The organism is Acinetobacter sp. YH16040_T (assembly GCF_024605785.1).
Classification (GTDB): domain Bacteria; phylum Pseudomonadota; class Gammaproteobacteria; order Pseudomonadales; family Moraxellaceae; genus Acinetobacter; species Acinetobacter amyesii.
Genome location: NZ_CP094541.1, coordinates 2,660,996 through 2,686,856 on the forward strand (window position 1 = coordinate 2,660,996; position 25,861 = coordinate 2,686,856).

The window sequence follows — 25,861 nt, forward strand, 5'->3', positions numbered from 1 at the left end:
GGGAATAACAGAAGAAGCCTAGACCTAAGATCTAGGCTTTAAATTAAAGCTCACAAGTTAGATATGACTCTTTGTCCATTTATTTATGAGATTTTGCGCCCATAATCATAAGAATATGCATCTATCCAACACTCATCCCATCTGAGCATTTTTAAGATCAATAAAAAATCACTTTTGTAGCGCTCTCATGAGATTTCTGCTGAATTTAGAGCACATTAAACTCAATAATAAAAATATATTTTTTCAAATTAATCAAAGACAAAACTAAATATTCTCAATATGATAAAAAATGCGTCAATTAAAGTTGAAGAACATGAATACCAAGACAACACCGATACTCGTTACAGGCGCCACAGGCTATATTGCCAGCTGGGTCATTAAAAATCTGCTTGAACAAGGACATACAGTTCACGCCACCGTACGCGATCTGAATAAGAAAAAAAGCTTTGCTCACTTAGAGAATATCGCAAACCAAAGTACTGGCACATTCAAACTGTTTGAAGCCAATTTACTTACACCGCATGCCTTTGATGAAGCCATGCAAGGCTGTGAAATTGTGATCCATATGGCATCCCCTTTTGTAGTGACCAACTATAAAGATGCAGTAAAAGATATTATTGAGCCTGCGGTAATAGGCACAGAAAATGTATTAAACAGCGTCAACCAAACAGAATCTGTAAAACGCGTGGTGGTGACATCCAGTATTGCTTCAACTTATGGCGATGCGATCGACATTAAGCAAACAGCAAATAACCAATTTGATGAGTCTCACTGGAACACCACCAGCTCTGAAACCCATCAGCCCTATCCATATTCAAAAGTCATGGCGGAGCGCAAAGCTTGGGATATGCAAAAAGCACAAAACCGCTGGGAACTGGTTTGTGTCAACCCAGCGCTGGTTCTTGGCCCTTCACTAACTGCGATGACCAAGTCTGGCAGCGTTGAAGTGCTTGAGCAGTTTGCTAACGGTATGACCCTCGCAGGTGTACCGCCGATGTGGAATGGCATTGTAGATGTCCGTGATGTTGCGGATGCACACTTGCAAGCAGCCTTTAACCCAAATGCAAAAGGCCGTTATATTATCAGCGGCGGCACGCTCAGCCTGCTGGAAATGGGCAAAATTCTGCGCCAGCACTTTGGTCCAAAATTCCCCTTCCCGCGCAACCAGTTGCCTAAAGCCGCATTTAAATTGTTTGGCCCGCTGGCAGGTTTTTCCAAGTCTTTTGTTGAGCTGAATATGGGTTTTCCAATCTACTTCAATGCCGACAAAAGTAAGTCCGAGCTAGGCATCAGCTACCGCAATATTGAAACCAGTCTTGTTGAACATTTTCAGCAGCTGCTGGATGATGGTGTGGTGAAGCAATATATTCCCTAAATTAGACATTCATTAAGCTAATAACTTGCTCAATTAGTTTGAAAAAAAGCCACCTTAAATAGGTGGCTTTTTGAATTGACGTGTATTGGTTATTTAAAAGTCGAATGTTAAGCCAACTTTATAGGTACGTGGACCACCCACTAAGGCATAGCCTGAGTTAAATGTACCTTCCCAATATTTTTCATCAGTCACGTTATCAATATTCGCTAAGAACGTTGTGTTCACACCACCTAATTGAGTTTTATAGCGCGCACCAAGATCTAAAATTGTGTAGTCTGGCAGTTTAAGTGTATTGGTTTCATTTAAGTACTGTTCACTCACGTAGTTTGCACGTGCATTGACATTCAAACCATCCACATACGGCACTGCATAATCCAAGCTGAGTGTTGCGGTAAAGTCAGGAATACCATATACCGTATTACCTTGATTAGTTACGCCACTTTTCACCGCTGCTTTGGTATATTCAGCATCAATATACGCCAAACTACCCATCAGATTTAGTCCTGTATAAATCTCTCCAGAAAATACCCATTCGACGCCACGTGAACGTGTTTCTGCATCATCTGTTGTGATTTGATTAACACTACTGCCGGTAATTCCATCAGAATAATCAGAAGACATCGTCGATGGTTTTTCAATTTGATACAGTGCAAATGTATTTAACCAACTACCTGTTTGATATTTAGCACCCAATTCATATTGTTTGGTTTGGAATGGCGCAAAGGTGACATTATTGTTGGCATCTGCAACGTTATTCACCGTTACACCTTCAGAAAGACCTTCAACATAGTTTACATAAATAGAAATATTCTCACCAAATGGTTTAACCACAATACCTAAGCTTGGGGATATTTTATCGTCTTGATAGCCTGTTTTTTTCTGTAAATTCTTGGTGTCGATATCTTGATAACGTGCACCAACAATAAATTGTAACTTATCATCCAACATTGAAATCTGATCAGATACCGTATAGCTAGTATATTTATTATCTAAATTCGGTTTAACCACTGGGTACGCAGAAGGCATTCCTACAGTCTTATCAGGATCATACAAATTAGTTGAATTAATTTTCTCTTGTGTTGCCGCAACATGCTGATCTGTTTCTTTGGTCAAATAATCAGCTCGAACATTTACAGCATGTTTTACAGCACCTGTATTAAACTTATATTGGAAACCTGTATTGGCTGATGTAATCGACTCAGATGACCCTGTACGATAGTACTGTGAAGTAGCATGACCATCAGCTTGCCCTACGATAAGACGCGTACCAAAAATGTGTCCGCTATAGGCCTTTTCAATATACCCTACACCCGCATACACATTTAAATCAGGCGTGAATGCATATTCACCACTTAATCCTACAAACTCACTATCTGTATGACCTTCTAAATTACTAAAATAATTGGTATCGCCTTTAGGCGCATCAAGTACGCCATTATAGATATGACCATGTGCATCTTTCACGCCGAACGCGGCCATTGCAGGTGACCCACCATTACGATCATCACGTACCGCATAGGCATCAAAATTAAGTTTTAACTTATCCGTTGTATAGTCTGCAGCAATTGCACCTGATGCATGTTTATCTTCCATGCCTTCAATAATGTGCTCACCTTGACCATAAGCACCATTCACACGTAGACCAAATTCTTTTTCAGCACCAAAACGTCGCGAAACGTCAAAACCTGATTGGTAAAAACCACCTTCTTCCATTGAAGCTGAAACTTGAGTTTTTTCTTTATCTGCACGCTTAGTTTTAGCGATGACCACACCACCGACCCCACCTGCTGGTGACATCCCAGCAACTAAGGCATTCGGGCCTTTTAAAACCGTTACCGAATCTAGAAATTCAGTCGGTACGCGTCCATAAGGCGCCATACCATAGATACCATTGAGTGCAATGTCATCGTGATTGATGTCAAAGCCACGAATATTAAAGTTTTCGTTTATATGACCTTGGTTGGTTGTAATACGGATACTCGCATCATTTTTTAAAACTTCACCAACTGTCCTAGCCTGCTGTTCTTCAATTAACTTTTCACTATATGCAGCAACGCTAAATGGCGTATCAACAATTTTTTTATTTCCCAGTGCACCAAGGTCTGTCTACGCTTTCAATTTTCCATTTGCAAGCTGCTTTTCGGCTGGCACCTCAACTTCAATTGTTTCAAGCACGGTTCGCTCTGCTGCATTCACTGCTGCAGATGTACCCACCCCTAAGATCGCGATTGAAATCGCACGGACTAAGTGTGTTTTTGCAAAATTATTCATCATTTCAAGATTAGTTTTATTTGAATAAGAATCATTACTATATTTAGAATAATTCTTAACTGCATCATGAATCTCGATGATAATATTTTTTTAATGAAAAATATAAATATTCATTTTTTATAAATTGTAGATAATACAAATATAAATAATTGTTTTTTATTGCTTTTATAAAAAATAAAAATACAACCTGGTTATGTTCAATTAAATCTCTTAGGCAAACAGATGATTAATTAATATACAATAGTTTGAATTTTTACATGCTTAATTACCACATGAATAGATAAATCCTTTTACATCCAACGATTATTTAGAAGTAAACAACGCTTTTGCGTTAGTGCCATTTAGCCAAATTTAAATCTCCTTTTTTAAATTTTTAACAAAAAAAAGCGACTCAAAAGAGCCGCTTTTTTCTAACCGAAGTTAAACTCGAATTATTGAGCTTGACCAGGTTGAGCCACTACAGTACGGCTACCAGAAATCGTAGCGAATACGCGACGGTTCATAGCACGGCCTTCTTTAGTGTTGTTGTCAGCGATCGGTTGATCCCACGCGAAACCTTGAGTAGATAAACGAGCTGGGTCAACGTTGTATTCGTTAACAAGTGAAGATTTAACAGAGTTAGCACGAGCTAGTGATAAACGTTCGTTTAGAGCACGTGGACCAGTGTTATCTGTGTGACCTTCGATGTTAGCTGTAGCATTAGGGTATTCACCTAATTTTTCAGCAACTTTAGCGATTTCAGGTTTGTATTGATCTTTGATGTTAGATTTGTTTGTATCAAAGAACACACGAAGTTCCATGTTAAGATCTTCAGTCAACTCTTGAGGAGCTGGAGCAACTGGAGCAACTGGAGCAACTGGAGCAACTTCAACTACAGGAGCAGCAGGTTTCAAGTGACCGCCAAGAACTACGTTAAGACCAGCTAAAGCTGTGTAGTTCCAGAAATCTTCATCGATGTTGTAAGTAGCACGAGCTTCAGTACGTAGAGATAAAGCATCGTTTAAGCGCCAGAAAGCACCTAAACCAGCATTACCCAAAGTACCTTCTTCAGTAGTACCACGAGCTTGTGCAGATGGAGCTAAACCACGAGCAGCAGCTTCGTCAAATTTGTATTTGTAGTGACCAGCACCCAACAATACATATGGCTTAACTTTGCTGTCATAGTTTTTAGTGATCAAATCAGAAGTAGCATAGAAGTTACCGTTGATTTGAGTTTGTTTGTATTCGCCGAAATCAACGTCTACATCACCTTTAACTTGGTTATATTCAGCTTCGAAACCTAACCATGGAGTTAATTCAACACCAAGTGCTGCACCAACAAACAAGTCATCTTGTAGCTCAGGACTTTCAGTTAAGTTACCACGGCTGTTGTTGTGTTGAGAATCTTGGAAAGTGTAACCAAGCATTAATGGAGTAACAGTTACGCCTGCGTTTGCAGCTGCTAAAGGAGCAGCTACGAGCATTGCTAATGCAATACGACTCATTTTCATGGATTTATCCTCCAGAGATAACAATTGTTGTTCAAGCTCAAGCCGAAAAATTGGCTATCCTGAGATAGGCTTTCTTATACCCCAGTTTTTTTTTAAGCTATTTACGCTGAATCATACAAACACTTTATTCTTTTTCCAAGTGCTTGATTAATCTAATCAAGTAAATTATTGACAAAATTACTTACAATTTCCGTTGTAATTCGGTAAATTTTTACTCAATTTTGAGCAGTGAATCGCCTATTGTCACTTGCTATTTTCATTTTAACAGCTTTATCTAAAATTGAGTAATAAAATTCTATACTCAAAATTAATATCGCCATTAAAAACACATATAACATTAGACATATAAAAATAATATTAAATTTTGGATTAAATCAATGCTTTACAATAAAGAAACCGGCTTTACGTTATTTGAACTTTTGGTCTCAATTGCGATTATGGTCATTATCGTGACGATAGCTTTACCACATTTCAACAATTTAATGGCGCAGCGAGAAGCGAATAACATCAAATCGACTATTCAAAATCACAATGCATTCGCACGAGCTCAGGCCACTATTTATCATTCCAATATTGTGATTTGTCCTAGTCTTGACTTTAAACTTTGCCAACCTAACAACTGGAACAATGGACTGATCATATTTATTGACAGTAATAAAAACCGCCAAGTCGACGCAAATGAAAAAATATTGCTGCAAGATAAACTCAATTTAAAATATGGCGATCTGTCTTGGCGTGGGACTTTACACATTCCGAGCCTAACCTTTCAGGCCAGCTCCGGTTTACCCAATGGTTCAAATGGTAGTTTCTACTACTGTTCGAAATCAACGCTTCAACCGATCCGAGCAGTCTTAAGTCGAATGGGACATTTACGATTTGAAAACCCAACCAGTTGCTAATTTGAGAACCGGTGAGTCCAAAGCAGCCTTTTAAATTTGCTTTATTCCTGTTCAATTTTACTTATACTGCTGACGTATTCAAAAATTAATGTATAAGAAAATGGAGACATGTAATGACTGATATCGTCATCGTGAATGGTGCCCGTACAGCAATGGGTGGTTTTCAAGGGAGTTTAGCCGCTGTCACTGCACCAGAATTAGGCGCAGTTACGATTAAAGCAGCCATCGAACGCGCGGGTTTACAACCGACAGATGTTGAAGAAGTCATTATGGGCTGTGTGCTTCCGGCTGGTCTGAAACAAGGTCCTGCCCGTCAAGCGATGCGTAAAGCTGGTCTTCCAGATTCAACTGGTGCCGTAACCATCAACAAGCTGTGTGGTTCAGGTATGAAGGCCGTGATGCAAGCGGCAGATATGATTAAGGCAGGTTCGGCTCAAGTCGTGGTTGCAGGTGGTATGGAGTCAATGACCAATGCCCCTTATGTTTTGACCAAAGCACGAGCTGGCTACCGTATGGGCCACGGTGACGTTAAAGATCATATGTTCTTAGATGGCCTAGAAGATGCAGAAACGGGCCGACTCATGGGGTCTTTTGCGCAGGATATGGCAAACACAAAAGGCTATACACGTGAACAAATGGATGACTTCGCCATTCGCTCGCTTAAACGTGCGCAAACTGCAATTACTGAGGGATATTTTGCTGACGAAATCGTGCCTGTCACTGTTTCGAGTCGTAAAGGCGATGTGATTATCGATAAAGACGAACAGCCTTTTAACGCTAATATCGAAAAAATTCCAACGCTGCGCCCTGCTTTTGCTAAAGATGGAACGATTACCGCTGCCAATGCCAGTTCTATTTCTGATGGCGCATCTGCTTTAGTTTTAACATCAGCAGATCAAGCTTCAGCAAAAGGTTTAAATCCGCTCGCAAAAATTGTGGCTTATGCATCAAATTCACAGCATCCTTCAGAATTTACTATTGCACCTGTGGGCGCAATTCAAAAAGTTCTAGATAAATCGGGTTGGAATGTTGCTGATGTGGATTTATGGGAAATCAATGAAGCCTTTGCCATGGTAACGATGTGCCCAATTGATGAATTTAAATTAGATGCTGAAAAAGTAAATATCAACGGTGGTGCTTGTGCGCTTGGACATCCAGTTGGTTCTACCGGTTCACGTATTATCCTAACGCTGATCCATGCATTAAAACGTACTGGTGGTAAACGTGGTATTGCAGCGCTATGTATTGGTGGTGGTGAAGCGACTGCTGTGGCGATTGAATTGCTTTAAAGCACTGTAGATTCCCTTCGTAAAGAGTGATTTAGAGGAAATATTCTTTAATCCTCCCCTAACCCCTCCTTTAATACAGGAGGGATACTGAAAACCCCTCTGTAAGAGGGTTTTTTTATGCTTACATTTTAGACATAAATTGTTCACATACAGCTCAGTAAAGGCTCTTAAAATAAATGTCGACATAATAAAAATGGATGACTTTTTATGCAGCTCAATCACTACTTGAATTTTCAAGGCAATACCGAGGCAGCCTTTAATTTTTATCGTTCTGTATTTGGTGGAGAATTCCTCAATGTGATGCGTTATGGTGATATGCCTGCTGAGGAAGGCATTTCTTTGTCCGATGCAGATCAGCAAAAGATTCTGCATATTTCCTTGCCAATCAATGAATTTACCGTGCTGATGGCCTCTGATGTCAACGAACAATTTTGTGCACAAACCAATCAACCCTTTACCGTAGGCAGCAATCACTATATTTCGATTAATTTAGACAGTAGTGAACAAGCTGAAGCCAAACGACTGTTTGATGGCTTGTCCAAAGGAGGCTCTATAGAAATGCCTCTCGAAAAGACCTTTTGGGGTGCACTCTATGGCGCATTTACCGATCAGTTCGGTATTAAATGGATGGTCAATTGCCAGCTTAAAAATGAATAATCACTCATTAAAAGTATTTCGATCAATAAAAAAGCCTCCGAATGGAGGCTTTTTTATTGATCAAGGCACTTAAGCACCTGTTTGATAATGCGCTTGCGGCACAGCAGTTGAAGCTTGGTATGGATTGGTAAAATCACCTAAGCCAGCAGCAGCTTCAGCAATATCTTTACCTTCTTTCACCACAAATGTATCAAAACCTGAACGCTTCATGTAGTTCAACACATCTTTGAATACATCACCTGTCGCACGTAGTTCGCCTTGGAAACCTTGGCGACGTAACAATGCAGCAAATGAATAGCCACGACCATCATTAAAACCGGCAAATTCGATGAAAATAGCATCTAACTGGTCAAGCGGGAATTCATTGGTTTCAGGTGAAGCATCCACCGTTACGAAAAGTGCTTTTTTACCAGACACATTCGCAAGTTGATCTAACTGCTCAACTGTTAAAACCACGTCACCTTGTGGCAACACACCATCTTCACCAATGACTTGGTAAGTATTGTCTGCAATCGAGCCATCTTTAGAGAGGACTTGTAGTGCTGTATTAAGCATATGCACGCTCCTTAAATGGTTGGATGCCAACACGGCGGTAAGTATCAATAAACTCTTCGCCTTCTGCACGAAGGTCTAGATAAGTATTTAAGATTTCTTCAATGATGTCTGGTACAACTTCGGCTGCAAATGATGGGCCTAAGATGTCACCAATTGATGCATCATGGTCGGCATTACCACCCAAAGTGATTTGATAGAACTCAGCACCCTTTTTATCTACACCTAAAATACCGATATTACCGACATGGTGGTGACCACACGCATTCATACAACCAGAGATGTTCAGATCCAATTTACCTAAATTGTAAATGGTATCTAAGTCATCAAAACGACGTGTAATGGCTTCAGAAATTGGAATCGATTTCGCATTTGCCAATGAACAGAAATCACCACCTGGGCAGCAAATGATGTCGGTTAAGAACCCAATATGCGCACGTGCAAGATTATGTTGATCAAGGATTTTCCATAGATCAAACAAATCTTTTTGCGGTACATCAACAAGCGCAATGTTTTGCTCATGTGTGGTACGGAACTCACCAAAGGTATATTTGTCAGCCAAGTCAGCAATCAGATTCATTTCTTCAACAGTCATATCGCCCGGTGCAATACCCGCACGTTTCAAAGAAATCGTAACGATGCGGTAACCTTTGACTTTATGTGCATTGGTGTTGATGTTGAACCATTGTTTAAATTTCGGCTCTGCGGCAAATTGCTCTGCAAAATCTTCATCCGCATAATCTTGGTAATCAAATGGTGTGAAGTTCTCATCCATTTTCGCCAAGGTATCAGCATCAATTTTTAAAGTTTTGATGGTATGTGCAAATTCAGCTTCCACTTTCTCTGCAAATACTTCTGGTGTTAATGCTTTCACCAAAATTTTGATACGTGCTTTATATTTGTTATCACGACGACCGTGTAAGTTGTATACACGAAGTACCGCTTCTAAATAAGCAATCAAATCTTCACGTGGCAAGAAGTCACGAATAAAGCTACCAATCACTGGGGTACGGCCTAAACCACCACCAACTTTGATTTTATAGCCAATCTCGCCTGCTTCATTTTTCACGATATACACACCGATATCATGGAAAGACGTTGCCGCACGATCAGTTTCTTCCAGTGCTGAAACTGCAATCTTGAACTTACGTGGCAAGAAAGCGAATTCTGGGTGGAAAGTTGACCATTGACGAATCAATTCACACGTTGGGCGTGGGTCAGCAATTTCACCTGCAACCACACCTGCATATTGGTCAGTGGTTGTGTTACGAATACAGTTACCCGAAGTTTGAATCGCATGCATTTGAACAGATGCGAGCTCTTGTAACATATCAGGCACATTTTCTAGTGCAGGCCAGTTAAACTGAATGTTTTGACGAGTAGATACGTGCGCATAACCACGGTCATAGTCCTGAGCCAATGACGCAATTTTACGTAATTGTTTAGAATTCATCAGGCCATAAGGTACTGCAATACGTAGCATCGGTGCATAACGTTGTACATAAAGGCCGTTTTGAAGACGCAGTGGACGGTATTCATCTTCCGTCAATTTACCTGCTAAATAACGTTCCGTTTGATCACGGAACTGTGCAACACGTTCATTAACCAGTTGCTGGTCAAAATCAGTATATAAATACATGGCGTACAGCTAGTAATTTCTATTATAACAATGCACAGCATAACGAGATTTTATCTATCAAGAAAATGCGTTTTTTACATATTTAATAGCGATTTTATTGATAAGACTGTCGCAATTTCACTGATATAGCGGATTCCGGTCATTTACTTTTTATTTATTAATATATTGAATTATTTCTCCATTACTTAGCATAAATTTACATAAAGAATTTCAGCCAATAAAAAGCCCGATAAATCGGGCTTTTTATTTAGCGATGTAAAATCACTTATTTTTTATCTGGTAATGCATACGCAACAAGGTAATCACCAAGTTTTGTACCAAATGAACCATGACCACCAGCCATGATCACAACATATTGTTTACCATTTGCTTCATAAGTCATTGGAGTCGCTTGACCACCTGCTGGTAGACGACCTTCCCACAAAGTATCACCATTCGTTACATTGATTGCACGGATATAGTTATCTTGTGTTGCGCCTACAAACATGACATTACCAGCAGTCGAGATTGATCCACCAAGACCCGGTACACCAATTTTCACAGCAGGTAATTGGAACAATTTCGGTAAACTGTCACGAATTGTACCTATACGTTTTTTCCAGACCACTTCATGTGTATTTAAATCTACACCTGCAGTAAAGCCCCATGAAGGTTGTTTACAAGGTAAGCCAAGTGGTGACAAGAAGGCTTTGATTTCCACACCATAAGGTACGCCATACATCGGTTGCACGCCTTGTTCAGTACCCGCACCTTTCGCAGTTTGCTCACGGTTTGGATCTGTAGGAATCAACTTAGTGACAAATGGCAAGCCAATTGGGTTCATCACAGCAACTTGACGGTCTTGGTTCACCGACATACCACCCCATTCAAATACCCCAAGGTTACCTGGGAATACTAATGTGCCATTTTCAGAAGGTGGTGTATAAATACCGTCGTAGTTTAATGATTTGAAATACACACGACACATCAACTGGTCAAACATAGTGGCACCCCACATTTGTTTATCAGTCAATTTATCTTTTGGTGCTAAATCAAAATCAGAGAACGGTTGAGTTGCAGAATAATGCTCACCTTTAGTTTGTGGACCACGTTTTACAGTTTGTGGAACCGCTTTTTCGGTGATTGGCACAATCGCTTTACCGGTACGACGGTCAAGGACGAATGCATTACCTGTTTTGGTTAAGACATAGATCGCAGGAACAATATTACCTGATTTATCTTTGATATCTGCCAATGAAGGTTGTGATGGTACATCCATATCCCACAAATCATGATGCGTGGTTTGGAAGTTCCAGATCAATTTACCAGTCGATGCATTGATCGCAAGCATTGAGTTTGCATAGCGTTCATCTAAAGACGTACGGTGACCACCAAAAATGTCTGGTGTGCCTACACCTGTTGGCACATAAACGATGTCAAGTTTTTCGTCATATGCTAAAGGTGCCCATGCATTCGGTGAGGCTACAGAGTATTTTTGACCTTCGCCTGGCATGGCATTTGGATCTTCCGCCCCTGTATCAAAGATCCACAATAATTCACCGGTATTGACATCATAACCACGGATGACACCAGATGGCTCTTTAGTCGAGAAGTTATCAGTTGTTGAACCGCCAATCACAATGGTTGTGCCAGTAACCACTGGAGGTGAAGTTGGGATATAACCGCCCGGATACGGATAAGGCATATCTTTTTGTAGATCGACTTCGCCGTTATGACCAAAATCACTACATGCTTTACCTGTGTCAGCATTGACTGCAACCAAACGACCATCATTTACAGGCAAGATCACTTTGCGCGGACATTCAGTTGAAGTCGAGCGTTTGTTCTCTAAGCTTTTTGCAAACTGAGTGGTATTTGCAGCGTCAAAATAAGACACACCACGACATGTTAAATGTTGATAGGTATTGTCCGCTTTAAGTTTAGGATCGAATGCCCATTTTTGTTTACCTGTCGCAGGATCAAGTGCAATTAAACGTTGGTGAGTTGTACACATAAACATGTCATTGCCGACTTTAATCGGAGTGACTTGGTTTGTGGTTTCACCTGAGTCATTTTCTGTTGGTAACTCACCTGTACGGAAAGTCCATGCTACTTCTAAATCTTTAACGTTGTCGCTATTGATTTGAGCAAGTGGAGAATAACGTACACCACCTTGTGTACGACCATAGGCAGGCCAATCTTCAGGAGCAATACCCTCAATCGCTTTGGCTGTTTGAGGTTGTGCATTTTTAATTTCACCGTGAATTTCTTGCGGATCATTAAAAATTGAATAGATCATCACGATAATCGCAATCACCAGTGTGCCTGATAATGTAATTTTCGCAGTTTTGCCATTTTCCATACCGCGTGTCACGGCAGGAATCAGTAACCAAAGGCCCAATAAGCCTAAAATATCAAAACGCGGTGCAAGTGCCCAAAAGTCAGAACCTGCCTCCCATAGTCCCCAAATCACTGTACCCAGCATCAACGCTGCATAAATGTATAAAGAACTGTTTTGAATTTTTCTTAAGTATATTGCTGAAGCCAGCATTAACAGGCCGGCGATAATGTAGTACCAAGAACCGCCAAGGACTGCCAGCCAGATACCACCAATCAATAGAACCAAGGCGAAAATTGCCATCACAACGACGGTAAATGTTCGCATCCCAGTTCCAGTAGATGGGTTGCTCATGTTGACCACCTCTATTGTCGAATGTTGTATTTGGTGCGTGAAACTCATTCAACGCACCACCGTTTTTATGTCGCAAAGAGAAGTTGTTACAAAAACAATTCAAGGGGGAAATGTCGTAATTCTTCTCAGAATTACCGAATTGCTTTTATAAGAACTCTAATTGGACATCAATTAAAATGCTGTTTGAAATTTGATACCGCCGACCCACGCATTCTCACCATTTTTGTAAGCACCAACGTGACGGATATATTGAATATTAGGACGAATAGTCAGCCAGTTTGCCGCATGAATACCGTAGTAAATTTCTGCGTCATACTCTTCACTTTGTAGACCGCGTGCATCAACGCTGTTATTGGCAATATTGGCATCATTCACATCATCATTAATGCTGATACGACCTAAACCAATCGCAATTTCATCCTGAGGACGTGCATCGAATGCACCTTTGTAGACCAAGCCAATGTTTTGCATATCACTCACATTGTTGGTGTCTGAGTCATGCACGGTGACATTCACAAAACCGCTTAAGCCACGTGAGGCATCGTCTTTGTGTGCTGTCAGTTGTTGTTTCGCCACAATCCAACCACCTTGATGGTGATCTTTTTCATTTACTGGGCTATCAATGACATCGGCATCAGCGGTACTGTAGTAGTAACCTGCACGGTATTCACCCGGAAGCTTTTGTGTCCCCACTTTTGGAGTCCACACCACTTCAGCAGGAATAATCGCACCTTTAGAACCATCGGTACTCAAGTTCCAACCTTTACCACGTTTTAGATTTTCAGGGTTGTATTCATAAACCCCGACTTGTGCGTAGAGTTCAGGCTGAATGTTATATTTCACGCGAGCAGCCCATTGGCTGACTGGCCAGTTGTACCATTGGTCACCGACCCAGTTACCCACTTGTGAGCCACAAAGTGCTAAGTTTTGAAAGTCACAGTCAAAGCTGTTGAAATCTTCACCTTCACCGAAACGACCGACTTTAATATCTAATTTTTGGTCTAAGAATTTTTTCTTGATCCAAAAATCAGTCAAACGCCAAGTTTGACCACGACCCCACACTTCTTGTGTTGCACTTAAATGACCATTTAATGCATCTGAAGTTTGAGACAATGAACGACCATTACGTTCAGTGATATTGATTTGTGCTTCGGTATCTTTCCAACCCGCAATTTTTTCTAAATCGAGATGTGCCCCAATCGCGAATTGGTCCGCATATTCAGTGCTATGACTAGAAGCATGCTTTGCATCTAACAAAGTGGCTAATTCGCCACCATAACTAAAACTAAAATCGTAACCTTTCTGTTGAAGCGCTGTTCGTTGACCGTTCCAATCACCGAACATCCATGGGCTTTCAGAACTGAAAGCATCTGCAGTAGTTGCCGCTTGGGTTGCTGAACCCGCAAGCATTATTCCGAGGCTAAGATATAAAGATCCAAGTTTACTCACAGCTATTTTCATTTGGAGACCTATATACCAATTGTGTTAATAGTTCATATAATACTCTCACATTTGTATAATTTATTTATTTTTTTGTTAACAACTCTCAATATTTACATAGATGTTTATCTAATTAAGAGATTTTAAAGGTTTTATTGTTTAACTTATCACCTTTTTTTATACCATTCATAACCAATTATCCGCACCTAAAGTTTTACCCACATGGGTATAAATCAATGCTGATCTAGAAAATTTAATCGGACATGCCAGTTGAGTTTGTGTCATTGTGTCGCCTTCTTGTAGCGGAACTTCAACACACCAATGCCGCTCTTGGGCCAATTGTGAATTTAGAGCTTCGTCCAAACTTAAAACTGGTTCCACACAGACATCTCGAGAGGCAAAAATCTTTTTCCACTCAGCCCATGTTTTGGTTAGTATTTTTCGGGCAATTGCATGCTTAATTTCAGTTTGGTCTTGCGGATCAAATGACATGCCTTGCGTTGCTAAAGCGGGTAAATCTAGAATTTGCGCCAATCCATGTAAAAACTGTGGCTCCAAACCACCTATAGACAGATAGCGACCATCTTGGGTTCGATAATAGTCATAGAAACTTCCGCCATTCAGATGTGCAGTTTCTGCGGCTGTTACCGCATTGGCAGCCAATACGCCAGCTGCAGCCATATTGTTCAATGCTACGGCGCAATCGGTCATGGAAATATCAATATATTGTCCTAAGCCGCTACGGTAACGCTCAATCACCGCAGCTAAGATGCCAGTAAGCGCATGCATTGATCCGCCTGCCACATCGGCAATTTGAATCCCCATCGGGGGCGGGCCACTGTCTTGGCGTCCGCTATGACCTGAAATGCCCGATAAAGCCAAGTAATTGATGTCATGCCCTGCACGGTCTTTGTAATGTCCGGTTTGACCATAACCCGTAATCGAGCAATAAATAAGTCGCGGATTAATTTCGGCCAAAACTGCATAATCCAAACCCAAGCGTTGCATGACACCTGGACGAAATTGTTCTACCACAATATCAAAATCTGAAATTTTGGCTTTGATCAATTCAATACTTTTCGGATCTTTTAAATCTAATGCGATGGATTGTTTATTGCGATTTAAATAACTATGCGCTGTGGCTTGCCCATTGGCATAAGGTGGCATCAAACGAACTAGATCGGGACGCGTCGGTGACTCAATATGCACAACTTCCGCACCCATGTCAGCCAAATACAAGGTCGCAAATGGCCCTGGGAGTAATGTCGAAAAGTCGAGTACTTTCAATCCTTTTAAAGCAGCTTCCATGGATATTTTTCTCTAATTGTGTAGATTTTTTATCCATGGTAGAAATATAAAATGATTAAAACAATGTCATGTTCAGCCATTTACCTTGATAGTTTCGGCAATTTACCATGTAAAAATGGTAAAACCGCTGTTGTAAATTGCCATGATTTCTTTTTTTAGCGTCATTTAGGTCAAACATTTGTGAACATTAAAGAGACTGAAGGATTAAACATGAGTCGTGATACGATCAGTATCCATTTCGTCAACGCAGCCTTAACTGGTGTGAAACGTCTCGGCATGGATGTCGAAACTTTATTGTCTCATGTTGGCATTGAGGCTGAACTTCTACGCCAACCCAAAGCGCGTATTTCACCTGAACAATACACACGTTTTATTAAAATGTTGTGGATGGTGACCCAAGACGAACACGTCGGTTTTGATATTCAGCCGCGCCGCTTGGGTACTTTTGCCATTATGTGCCAATTGATTATTCATGCAAAAACACTCGGTGATGCACTTGAATTGTCTTCACAGTTCTACAAACTGTTTGGTGATGAATGGTCGGTAACACTAGAACGTGATAAACACGAAGCACGTTTAGTTCCTCAAATTCCGAAATCTATGGACCCAGACCATTTCATTACAGAAAGTATGCTGATGATTTGGCATGGTCTCGCTTCTTGGTTGATTGAACGTCGTCTGCCTTTAGAACGCGTACACTTCGGTTATGAACGTCCTGAACATGCTGACGAATATGATGCCTTGTTTTTTGCACCTGTAATGCAGTTTGATACACCACGAACTGAAATTACATTTGCAGCGGATTATTTAGATTTACCCATTCGTCAAAACGAAGAAACGCTTGAAGAATTCTTAAAAGCGGCTCCTGCACAGTTATTGGTTAAATTTAAAAATACCAATTCATTAACATCTCGTATCCGTGATGTGCTGAAGAGTCAAATTGGCGAAGAAATGCCAACCTTGAACGATGTTGCTTCAATGCTGTATCTATCGCCGCAAACACTACGTCGTCGTTTAGCCGCTGAAGGTAAGAGCTACCAAGGTGTAAAAGATGCTTTACGTCGAGATGCTGCAATTCACTTATTGCTTAACCCAGACTTAACGCTTGAAGATGTTGCACAGCAAGTCGGTTTTAGTGAAACCAGTACTTTCCACCGTGCATTTAAAAAGTGGACCGGTGTAACACCAGGCCTTTACCGTCAACTGCATGGTTATCACTAAGCAATAATCAAAACTAGCATTCTCTAAAACCTGATCTCGATCAGGTTTTTTTATTTCGGAAAATCTGCGCGTTGTTTTTGGCAAAGTATTGGATCGACGGGCGTGATCACGCGTTTGCCATCCTGTATCCGATACATTTCTGCCTTAGTCACATGATCATTGCGATCATACTCACAGGCTAAGCCGCCAGTCCCTTCATCTGAAGGATGAATGCCATAGATCATATAAATATAAAAACCGATCAAGCATACAAAACCTAAGCAGCCTACTAGTACTAACCAAGCCAGACCTTTTAACACTCGCTTCACATTTTTATGCATAAGCTGATCTTCAATTTGTACTGAATCGATAGCAACTGATCTTAGCCGATCCTCGCTTTCAATATGCAGGTTGATTTTGACCTTATTCAGCAGCAAGCGTTGACCAAAAATATCAAACGACTCAACCGTTCTCATCATTGCACTGGCTTGATTAATCCGTACACTCAAAAAACCAATAAAAATTTATAGATCATAGGGACAGGATTATGAGCGAGGCTTACATCATTGATGCCATTCGCACACCGCGCGGCAAAGGAAAAAAAGACGGTTCACTACATGCCGTTAAACCGATTAGCCTACTGACCGGTTTATTGAACGAATTACAAAACCGACATCAATTTGACACCGCTGCAGTAGACGACATTGTACTGGGCTGCGTGACCCCCATTGGTGACCAAGGTGCGGACATTGCCAAAACCGCAGCCATTGCAGCAGGTTGGGACAATGATGTGGCAGGTGTTCAGATCAACCGTTTTTGCGCCTCAGGTTTAGAAGCAGTCAATATGGCTGCGCAAAAGGTCCGCTCTGGCTGGGAAGATCTGGTGGTGGCTGGCGGTGTAGAGTCGATGTCTCGTGTGCCGATGGGCTCAGATGGCGGTCCTTGGGCGCTTGACCCTGAAACCAATATGGCCTGTGACTTTATTCCACAAGGCATTGGAGCCGATTTAATTGCCACCATTGAAGGTTACAGCCGAGCAGATGTGGATGCCTTTGCAGCCAACTCTCAGCAAAAAGCAGCCGCAGCGCAAGCCAATGGTTATTTTGACCAATCTGTCGTTCCAGTTAAAGACAAAGCAGGCGTCACTGTTTTAGCCAAAGATGAATTTATTAAACCAACGACCACAGCAGAAGGCTTGGGCAGGCTCAACCCAAGTTTTGCCATGATGGGGCAAATGGGCTTTGATGCCATCGCCTTGCAAAAATATCCTGAAGTGGGTGCTGTTAACCATGTACACCATGCAGGGAACTCATCGGGCATCGTTGATGGTGCTGCCGTAGTATTGCTTGCCTCTGAAAAAGCGATCAAAGAACAAGGCCTAAAACCGCGTGCCAAAGTGCTTGCCACGGCATTGGTGGGTGCAGACCCAACCATTATGCTGACTGGCCCTGCTCCTGCTGCACGTAAAGCCTTAGCTAAAGCTGGCCTAACAATTGATGATATTGACCTATTTGAAGTGAATGAAGCTTTTGCAGCTGTGGTGATGCGTTTTATCACCGAACTCAAGGTGGACCCTGCCAAAGTCAATGTGAATGGCGGTGCAATTGCATTAGGACATCCGCTGGGTGCAACAGGCGCCATGATTTTAGGCACCCTGATGGATGAACTAGAACGCCAAGGTAAAAAACGCGGCTTAGCAACACTTTGCGTGGGTGGCGGTATGGGCATCGCAACGATTATTGAGTTGGTATAAGGAGAATAAAAATGAGCGCAATTCAATTTGAAAAAAATGCCGACAATATCGTCATTTTAACTTTAGATTCTCCAAACCAATCTGCCAACACCATGAATGCAGATTTCCGCACGGCACTGGCTGAAACGGTAGACAAACTGCAAGCAGATGAAAATATTGCAGGGATTATTTTTCGTTCCGCAAAAAAAACCTTCTTTGCCGGCGGCGACTTAGACGAACTGATTCAAGCTACACCTGAGCATGCGACAGAATTCTTCAATATGATTGAAGAGATGAAAGCCAAACTGCGTTATATCGAAACCCGTGGCATTCCTGTTGTCGCAGCCTTAAATGGCACAGCGCTGGGCGGTGGCTGGGAGTTAGCTCTTGGCTGTCATTATCGAATCGCCCTTAATGATGCTAAAGCGAAATTTGGCTTACCTGAAGTAACCTTAGGTTTACTGCCGGGTGGTGGCGGTATTGTTCGTATGGTACGTTTATTGGGTCTGCAAAATGCATTTCCGCTCTTGATGGAAGGCAAACAAATTGGTGTCGAAAAAGCCAAATCATTGGGGCTGATTCAAGACACTGCAGATAGCCTTGAAGAATTGATGGACAAAGCCATTACGTGGGTCAAAGCCAACCCAAAATCACAGCAGCCCTATGATGTAAAAGGTTATAAAATTCCGGGTGGCTCGCCATCAACTCCAGCTGTGGCGCAAATGCTCGCCATTGCCCCTGCTATGCTACGTGACAAAACCAAGGGCTGTTACCCTGCGCCTGAAGCCATTATGTCGGCTGCTGTTGAAGGCGCTCAGGTCGATGTTGATACGGCGCTCACGATTGAATCACGTTACTTTACTTACCTTGCAACCGGTCAAATTTCTAAAAATATGATCGGCACCTTCTGGCATGGTCTCAATGCCATTAAGTCAGGTGCAAGCCGACCAAAAGACGTCGTGAAATGGCAAGCCACTAAAGTCGGCATTTTAGGCGCAGGCATGATGGGTGCAGGCATCGCTTATGCCACAGCATCAAAAGGCATTGCTGTTGTACTTAAAGATATCTCTGTAGAAGCTGCTGAAAAAGGCAAAGCCTCTAGCCAAAAACTGCTGGATAAAAAAGTAACTCAAGGCCGTTTAAGTGCAGAAAAACGTGATCAAGTCTTAGGACTGATTCATGCCACTGCAGATGCTGCCGACCTACAAGGCTGTGACTTAATCATTGAAGCGGTATTTGAAAATGTCGAACTGAAAGCCAAAGTGACACAAGAAGCAGAAAGTTACTTGGCAGCCAATGGTGTGATGGCATCCAATACATCAACATTACCAATTTCAGGCTTAGCCAATGCATCTCAAGATCAAAGTAGCTTTATTGGCTTACATTTCTTTAGTCCTGTCGACAAAATGCAATTGGTCGAAATTATTAAAGGTAAAAACACGTCGGCTGAAACCTTAGCCAAAGCCTATGACTATGTGCAGCAAATTGGTAAAACGCCAATTGTAGTCAATGACAGCCGCGGTTTCTTTACCAGCCGTGTCTTCGGCACCTTTGTGCAAGAAGGTTTACGTCTGCTGTCTGAAGGCGTACACCCTGCCCGCATTGAAATGGCTGCACTAAAAGCTGGCATGCCTGTAGGCCCATTGGCGATTCAAGATGAAGTGTCTTTAACACTCTCTGAGCATGTTGCGGCCGAGACACGTAAAGCCTTGCAAGCCGAAGGCAAAGACTTGCCTCGCTCAGGTGCGGATGAGGTAATTCAGACGATGATTCATGAGTTCGGACGCAAAGGTAAAGCTGCCGGCGCAGGCTTTTATGAATACCCTGAAGGCGGTAAAAAGCATCTCTGGGATGGATTAAGCAAATGGCAGAAAGATAATGCTATTTCTGAACAGGAAATGATTGACCGCTTCCTGTTTGTACAGTCACTCGATACCTTACGCTGCCTAGAAGAAGGTGTTTTGGAATCGACTGTCGATGGCAATATCGGTTCAATCTTCGGGATTGGTTTTGCCCCTTGGACAGGTGGTGCACTTCAATTTTTAAATCAATATGGTTTGGAAAAAGCGTTACTTCGTGCCAATACACTAGAAGCAAAATATGGCGAACGCTTCAAAGCACCGCAATTGCTGAAAGACAAAGTGGCGAAAGCTGAGAATATTTAATTATTCATTTTGAGCATGCAAATTTTGCTGTTCAATCACATCAAAAGGAGCTTCGGCTCCTTTTGATTTTCCTTCGCAGTCGCGTGTTTGCAAACAAGTCTAGATTTTACGCGAACTCTCATCTGTTTTATGTTATAAAGTAACAAGTTTTTTGATTTCTTTTTATCCGATTGAGTAGCTTGTTATGACAGATCATACTTCTCCTGAAAAATCACCATGGGGCTGGAAAGCACTGATTATCTTCTGTATTTTAGGTGCGCTATTCATGGGTATTTTCTGGCTTGCTGTGACCAATGAACCAGACTATATGCCGAGCCAACAGAAAAAAGACAATACTCAACAGCATGCATTTAAAAATGCCCCTGTGATGTCAGAAGAAGCGTTGAAAAAGGCGCAAGCTGATCAAGCAGCTCGTGAAGCTTCTGCGCCGACTGCAGCAGATATACATATGACTGAAGAACAACATGCACATATGGATGACATGAGCCCTGAACCTACTGCATCGAATGATCATGGCCACTAAGCTTTGACCCAATCTATGCAATAAAAAAACGCTTAAAATATTAAGCGTTTTTTTATTTATAAACTTCGAATTTTAAGTATTTAAGCCAAAGCCATATACATATCTTGATGCTGAATACCACAATCTAAATATTCATCACCTTCAACAACAAAACCCAACGCGGCATAAAACGCTATGGCATGCACTTGTGATGATAGTTTTAAATATTCACGTTGTTCTAATTTCGCTTGTTCGATGATGGCTTGCATCAAGAATTTACCGACACCCTGACCGCGATAGGCCTTTAAAACAGCAACACGGCCTATACTGCAAAATCAACACTTACTTGAACATCCATTCTTATCTTAGTTGGACACTTTAATAAACTTATATGTAAATTAAAGTGTCACTTTACTTGGACAAAAATTAAAATTTACTCGACTTTTTTACCTCTTTTCTTACGCATGGACTCACCCTTTAAATTAAAAACATGGGAACGATGGACAATGCGATCTAACAATGCTTCACCTACTGTTTGATCCGCAAAATGGTTTAGCCATATGCTTGTTTCATATTGACTTGTGATAAGAAGTGAGCCATTGTCACTGTGTTTGTCTATCACACTAATAAAATGAGGCATCCATGAGTTACTAATCTGTGATAATCCAAAATCGTCAAGAATTAGTAATTTATTTGAAAGCAATTTCTTTTTTAAGGTGTTGATAGTCCCTAAATGTACCGCAGTATTAAACTCTTCAAATAGCTCAGTAGTATTATAAAAAAGCACTTTAAAGCCTAATTTACATGCATTTGTCCCAAAAGCTGAGGCCAACCAAGTCTTACCAATACCCGTCGCACCTGTAAAAATTAAGTTGTGTTTTGATCTAATCCACTCACAATCAGCAAAACTTTGTAAAATATCGCTTGTCAGTCCTTGTTTGTTAGAACAATCAATTCCTGTCAAGTTGCTTGATGGATATCTTATATTAGACTTGTTAAGTAGAGCCAAAACTTTGCGATTACTAACAGCATTTTGCTCTGCTATTAATAACTCATTTAGAATTTCTAACGAAGTTTTGTTACTATTGATCATTTCATCATAATGATCAACAAAGCAATCTAAACAACCATTTAGCTTTAATTCTTGCATTTTTTGTGCAACAACACTCTTTGTGGTCATCTAGCATCACCTCCGAAATAATTAGCACCGCGGAGGTTTGCATGGGTAGGACGATTGATCGTTTGCGTGGTGTTTAAAGGTTGGATATATTTTCGATTTTTTAGCACATACAATAAGTCTGTAACTGCTAATAGATTGTATTTTAATGCATATTCACAAGCTTGATTGAGTACAGAATCAAGCTTATTTTCTAAAATATAATCTCTCAGTTTATTCAAGGATTTAATATTTCGAGCGAGATGTTTGGACTTATTTAAAACTTGTTCAACAAACTCATAAACATAATTTCCAATAGATTTTGCCCATTGCTTAATGCTCGCTGGGCTTAAAGTATTATAAAGTCTGTGGTTAGCTGGCATATGCTCTTCTAGAATACTTGCTTCACCATAGCCCATCAGTAAATCGTGTGAAGCAATTATTTCATTTTCATAAAAAAATTGTACTTCACGGCTTGTAATGCCAATATCCAACTTCTTACCAATTAGAGTATAGGGAACAGAATAAATATTCCCATCAACTGTAAATTGATAAAATTCAGAGACCGTTTGTTGAAATATCCATTTTGAAAATGGGTATGGGTGCGCAGGCAGTGATAATAATTCATTTTTCTCAAAACGATTAAAACGATCCCAACGACTTTCAGGAAAACGTTTCGTAATGGCTCGATTGATTTTATCAACTTCAACATCAAGAGCTTTTTGTAATTCATCAAGTGAGAAAAATTTTCTATTTCTTAATTTGACCAAAACTGATCGTTGAATAATTTGAACGGAAACCTCTGCAAGCCCTTTATCTTGAGGTGTTCGTGGGCGAGTATTCAATATTGCAAAATTATGATAATCAGCAAATTGTTCAAATGTTTTATTAAATACTGTACCATTTCGACCAGTTTTTATAACAGCAGCCTTTAAGTTATCCGTAATAACTTCTCTTGGAACACCTCCGATACGTTCAAAAGTGGCTGTAAAGCATTTTAACCAATCGTGTGTTTGCTGGGTTTCAGATGCAATAGCAGTGATTAAACTTGAAGCGCCTAGTACTCCAGCAAAAATTTGAACATGACGTACTTTGTCTGATTTAAGATCATGTAGTGGCATGGTTTTACCGCAAAAATCAACTAGCAATGTCTGCCCAGCAGTAAAATTTTGGCGCATAGAGGGGTGTAGCTTTTTCAACCACTGCTTATACAATTCGGCAAAGCGAGAATAGGAAACACAGTCAGGGTGTGTCTCTTTAAATTCAAGCCACAATTGCTTGAGCGTCATATCTCTGATCTTCATTTGATCATTGATATATGTAAAATCTGGTACGGGTTTACACTTCTCAACATTCTTAACGACACCAGTTTGTAAGATGTCTATAAATTCTTGATTAGAGGCATTTAATACATCAGCAACGGGCATTTGGATTTCATTTAATTTTTTTGCAATAACGCCAACAGTTGTTGGTGATACATTCACTCTTTTTGCAATTTGGCGATGCGTATTACCTTGCGCCAAAAACTCACAAATTTTTCGTTGTACTACAACAGGTATTTTCATTTTGATAGTCTCAATAATAAAAAAAGAGACAGAAAGCACCCTAAACATTGATAAAAGCATCAATGTCTTTTAGAATAAATTTGTCTTGTACATGCAAGTTAAAGACAAATCTATAAAGACTCATGTTGCCGCATGGGTCTTTATACTTTCTGCAGTTTAAATAAAAAATTAATGTAAATTAATCCATATCTTTTTGCTCCTTAATTCCTAGCTTCACAGCTATTTTATGGCTTTCGCCACGTTTTGGAATCTTGTTGTTTCTAAAAATTCTATATACTAAATCAGGAGAAAATTTATTATCTCTAGCCCATTTAGCAATCGATTTTCCAGTAGAAGAAAAATCTTCTTTTACCTGTTCAATAGACTTGATCATATTTGAATAAACTTGACTAAATTTGAGCTAAATTTAGAATAAAAAAACAGCTCTTGTCAAGCTGAAATTATATTTAAGTTGTTGATATAACTAAATATATGTTTTTGTTATTTGGTGTTTATTTTTATTTAAAAACAAAATCTAACAAAATTTTCAATTGTCTTTAATTGAATTTCATACTTCTTAAAATCTATTAATATTTTATTTTTATATTCTTCTAATTTCTCACTAATTTCAGAATGTTGTAAAATTAATTTATTAATAAAATCCAATTCTATCTCTATATTTTTTAAATTTTCTTTTATATCAATAATATTTTCTTCAAAAACATGATTCAATCTATCTTCTTTATGTTTTTTTTGCATACTAATTAAATTTTCAGAGGCACTATATAAATATATTCTTTTATTTATTTTAGATGGTTTGGCGACTAAAAAACCTTTTTGTACAAATATTTTTAAATATCTATACATCTGTCCCTTAACTTTGTTTGTGTTATCTAAAAATTCTGATTCCATGTGCTGCCAAAAACGATTAGCTTTCCAATCAATAATTTCATGTTCTTCAAAAATGTCAAAAAAGCGATCAAGTAGAGGTAAATTTTTTGCCATGTTTCATAGACCTACATAAAAAGAGGATTATAGTCCGTGGATGTATAGTCCTCAATTGCTGATATTTCTGTTTTTTAAACAGTTGATCTCAAATGTCAGAATTATCCATCAAAATTGGTCAATTAATCTGCAATAAAAGAAAAGAGAAAAATATTACGCAAGAATCTCTATCACTACAGTGCGGAATAGATCGCAGCTATATGGGGAGAATTGAACGTGGTGAAGTAAATATTACTGTCGAAAAACTCTATGAAATCGCTTTAGCTCTGGAATCGAGCCCTAAAGAGTTACTCCCTTAAAAAGCATTTCTTTCACTTTCTTTTTCCAGTGCCATAGCCACCATAAACACGTTGTCCTCCAATATACATTGAGGATGCCCCATCTATAAGGTCTAAAGAGTCCCGAGATTCTCTAATAACATTCATTTTTTTATTACTTAATGTTTTGCTTTTTGGATCAATTTTATTAGTTCCTTTCCCTTTTATCGTTGGTAAAGAGCCTTTATATGATTTTATAAACTCCCCAAATAACTGATAGTTCTCATCATTTATGGTATTCTCGGGATTCTTCTTAATTTTTCTATCGACAATACTTAAGCTTGTATTTGTACGATACTCAAACCATCTAACGGCTTTTAAGTAATCAATTGAACCAAATTCAAATAATGAAAGTATTTGCTGTATGTAGGTACTATCACTATGAAATTTGTAGTGATGAGCTGCACCTACCGCAATCTGATGCGCTAATGTTGAATTTATAAATTTTCGGGTATCAAAGAAACTAGACAATTCGGATTGTTTTATTGCATGTACATTTGCTAAAAGCTTTCGATTCTTCTCATTAAATTTAGTCATAGAGTAGTACCAGATTTAAAGTGTTTTAATTTTATGACCTATACTGGTCTTTAATGTGATCATATAGCTTTTACTTTTGAAATCAAAGAGAATAGAGCCAAAGAAATTTGAG

At 39.9% G+C, this 25,861-nt stretch carries 21 protein-coding genes and 2 pseudogenes; 9 read left to right on the forward strand and 14 right to left on the reverse strand.

What is annotated here, in order from left to right:
- Positions 1 to 313: 313 nt before the first annotated feature.
- The gene (locus tag MST16_RS13020) at positions 314 to 1,375 is read left to right on the forward strand and encodes an SDR family oxidoreductase (RefSeq protein ID WP_373683069.1); all 1,062 of its coding nucleotides are present in this window, start codon (positions 314 to 316) and stop codon (positions 1,373 to 1,375) included.
- 93 nt (positions 1,376 to 1,468) lie between these two features.
- Here the strand turns inward: MST16_RS13020 and MST16_RS13025 are convergent.
- Positions 1,469 to 3,646: pseudogene (locus MST16_RS13025) on the reverse strand (TonB-dependent receptor).
- A 431-nt stretch (positions 3,647 to 4,077) separates the two neighbouring features.
- Positions 4,078 to 5,136, reverse strand: a complete 1,059-nt coding sequence (gene omp38 / locus MST16_RS13030) for an outer membrane protein Omp38 (RefSeq protein ID WP_180005113.1) — start codon at positions 5,134 to 5,136, stop codon at positions 4,078 to 4,080.
- Positions 5,137 to 5,513: 377 nt separating this feature from the next.
- Between omp38 and MST16_RS13035 the strand changes: the two genes are divergently transcribed.
- From MST16_RS13035 to MST16_RS13045, 3 genes are all read left to right on the forward strand, one after another.
- The gene (locus tag MST16_RS13035; protein ID WP_180011604.1) at positions 5,514 to 6,035 is read left to right on the forward strand and encodes a GspH/FimT family pseudopilin; all 522 of its coding nucleotides are present in this window, start codon (positions 5,514 to 5,516) and stop codon (positions 6,033 to 6,035) included.
- A 113-nt stretch (positions 6,036 to 6,148) separates the two neighbouring features.
- The gene (locus MST16_RS13040) at positions 6,149 to 7,324 is read left to right on the forward strand and encodes a thiolase family protein (RefSeq protein ID WP_180011606.1); all 1,176 of its coding nucleotides are present in this window, start codon (positions 6,149 to 6,151) and stop codon (positions 7,322 to 7,324) included.
- 207 nt (positions 7,325 to 7,531) lie between these two features.
- Positions 7,532 to 7,981: a VOC family protein gene (locus tag MST16_RS13045; protein ID WP_180011607.1), complete on the forward strand. Its 450-nt coding sequence runs from the start codon at positions 7,532 to 7,534 to the stop codon at positions 7,979 to 7,981.
- 69 nt (positions 7,982 to 8,050) lie between these two features.
- Here MST16_RS13045 and MST16_RS13050 read toward each other — a convergent pair whose 3' ends face one another.
- The 5 genes from MST16_RS13050 to MST16_RS13070 all read right to left on the reverse strand — a co-directional run bounded on the left by MST16_RS13050 (position 8,051) and on the right by MST16_RS13070 (position 15,591).
- Positions 8,051 to 8,536 (reverse strand): DUF934 domain-containing protein, encoded by a 486-nt coding sequence (locus MST16_RS13050; protein ID WP_168379542.1) that lies wholly within the window; start codon positions 8,534 to 8,536, stop codon positions 8,051 to 8,053.
- Positions 8,529 to 10,172, reverse strand: coding sequence for a nitrite/sulfite reductase (locus tag MST16_RS13055; RefSeq protein ID WP_078194255.1), 1,644 nt, complete (start codon positions 10,170 to 10,172; stop codon positions 8,529 to 8,531). The genes MST16_RS13050 and MST16_RS13055 overlap by 8 nt, the downstream gene beginning before the upstream one ends.
- Positions 10,173 to 10,437: 265 nt before the next feature.
- Positions 10,438 to 12,843, reverse strand: coding sequence for a glucose/quinate/shikimate family membrane-bound PQQ-dependent dehydrogenase (locus tag MST16_RS13060; RefSeq protein ID WP_180011609.1), 2,406 nt, complete (start codon positions 12,841 to 12,843; stop codon positions 10,438 to 10,440).
- Positions 12,844 to 13,014: 171 nt separating this feature from the next.
- Positions 13,015 to 14,253 carry a carbohydrate porin gene (locus MST16_RS13065; protein ID WP_257224654.1) on the reverse strand — a complete coding sequence of 413 codons (1,239 nt, stop codon included), beginning with the start codon at positions 14,251 to 14,253 and terminating at the stop codon, positions 13,015 to 13,017.
- A 216-nt stretch (positions 14,254 to 14,469) separates the two neighbouring features.
- Positions 14,470 to 15,591, reverse strand: a complete 1,122-nt coding sequence (locus MST16_RS13070; RefSeq protein WP_180011613.1) for a CaiB/BaiF CoA-transferase family protein — start codon at positions 15,589 to 15,591, stop codon at positions 14,470 to 14,472.
- A 210-nt stretch (positions 15,592 to 15,801) separates the two neighbouring features.
- Here MST16_RS13070 and MST16_RS13075 point away from each other — a divergent pair, with 210 nt between their 5' ends.
- A complete protein-coding gene (locus MST16_RS13075; RefSeq protein WP_078190094.1) occupies positions 15,802 to 16,812 on the forward strand; it encodes an AraC family transcriptional regulator in 1,011 nt (336 codons plus the stop codon).
- Positions 16,813 to 16,862: 50 nt separating this feature from the next.
- Here MST16_RS13075 and MST16_RS13080 read toward each other — a convergent pair whose 3' ends face one another.
- The gene (locus MST16_RS13080; protein WP_257224652.1) at positions 16,863 to 17,270 is read right to left on the reverse strand and encodes a hypothetical protein; all 408 of its coding nucleotides are present in this window, start codon (positions 17,268 to 17,270) and stop codon (positions 16,863 to 16,865) included.
- A 68-nt stretch (positions 17,271 to 17,338) separates the two neighbouring features.
- On the opposite strand from MST16_RS13080, the gene MST16_RS13085 reads away from it, so the two are divergent.
- The 3 genes from MST16_RS13085 (at position 17,339) to MST16_RS13095 (ending at position 21,211) form a co-directional block, all read left to right on the forward strand.
- Positions 17,339 to 18,544 (forward strand): acetyl-CoA C-acetyltransferase, encoded by a 1,206-nt coding sequence (locus MST16_RS13085; RefSeq protein WP_180011615.1) that lies wholly within the window; start codon positions 17,339 to 17,341, stop codon positions 18,542 to 18,544.
- 11 nt (positions 18,545 to 18,555) lie between these two features.
- On the forward strand, positions 18,556 to 20,688 hold the full coding sequence (locus MST16_RS13090; RefSeq protein ID WP_180011617.1) for a 3-hydroxyacyl-CoA dehydrogenase NAD-binding domain-containing protein: 2,133 nt from the start codon (positions 18,556 to 18,558) through the stop codon (positions 20,686 to 20,688).
- Positions 20,689 to 20,872: 184 nt separating this feature from the next.
- On the forward strand, positions 20,873 to 21,211 hold the full coding sequence (locus MST16_RS13095) for a hypothetical protein (protein WP_180011619.1): 339 nt from the start codon (positions 20,873 to 20,875) through the stop codon (positions 21,209 to 21,211).
- A gap of 80 nt (positions 21,212 to 21,291) precedes the next feature.
- Here the strand turns inward: MST16_RS13095 and MST16_RS13100 are convergent.
- The 5 genes and pseudogenes from MST16_RS13100 to MST16_RS13120 all read right to left on the reverse strand — a co-directional run.
- Positions 21,292 to 21,519 (reverse strand): annotated as a pseudogene (locus MST16_RS13100) (GNAT family N-acetyltransferase); the annotation flags it as partial.
- Between the two features lie 104 nt (positions 21,520 to 21,623).
- Positions 21,624 to 22,370, reverse strand: coding sequence for an ATP-binding protein (locus tag MST16_RS13105; RefSeq protein WP_179988790.1), 747 nt, complete (start codon positions 22,368 to 22,370; stop codon positions 21,624 to 21,626).
- Positions 22,367 to 23,911 (reverse strand): IS21 family transposase, encoded by a 1,545-nt coding sequence (istA, locus tag MST16_RS13110; protein WP_180092288.1) that lies wholly within the window; start codon positions 23,909 to 23,911, stop codon positions 22,367 to 22,369. The genes MST16_RS13105 and istA overlap by 4 nt, the downstream gene beginning before the upstream one ends.
- A gap of 178 nt (positions 23,912 to 24,089) precedes the next feature.
- Positions 24,090 to 24,284: a DNA-binding protein gene (locus MST16_RS13115; RefSeq protein WP_179988792.1), complete on the reverse strand. Its 195-nt coding sequence runs from the start codon at positions 24,282 to 24,284 to the stop codon at positions 24,090 to 24,092.
- A 128-nt stretch (positions 24,285 to 24,412) separates the two neighbouring features.
- Positions 24,413 to 24,895: a hypothetical protein gene (locus MST16_RS13120; protein ID WP_179988793.1), complete on the reverse strand. Its 483-nt coding sequence runs from the start codon at positions 24,893 to 24,895 to the stop codon at positions 24,413 to 24,415.
- Between the two features lie 92 nt (positions 24,896 to 24,987).
- Here MST16_RS13120 and MST16_RS13125 point away from each other — a divergent pair, with 92 nt between their 5' ends.
- Complete coding sequence (locus MST16_RS13125) at positions 24,988 to 25,194, forward strand: helix-turn-helix domain-containing protein (protein ID WP_179988794.1); 207 nt, start codon at positions 24,988 to 24,990, stop codon at positions 25,192 to 25,194.
- Between the two features lie 12 nt (positions 25,195 to 25,206).
- Here the strand turns inward: MST16_RS13125 and MST16_RS13130 are convergent, their stop codons facing one another.
- The gene (locus MST16_RS13130; protein ID WP_021510876.1) at positions 25,207 to 25,749 is read right to left on the reverse strand and encodes a hypothetical protein; all 543 of its coding nucleotides are present in this window, start codon (positions 25,747 to 25,749) and stop codon (positions 25,207 to 25,209) included.
- Positions 25,750 to 25,861: the final 112 nt, after the last annotated feature.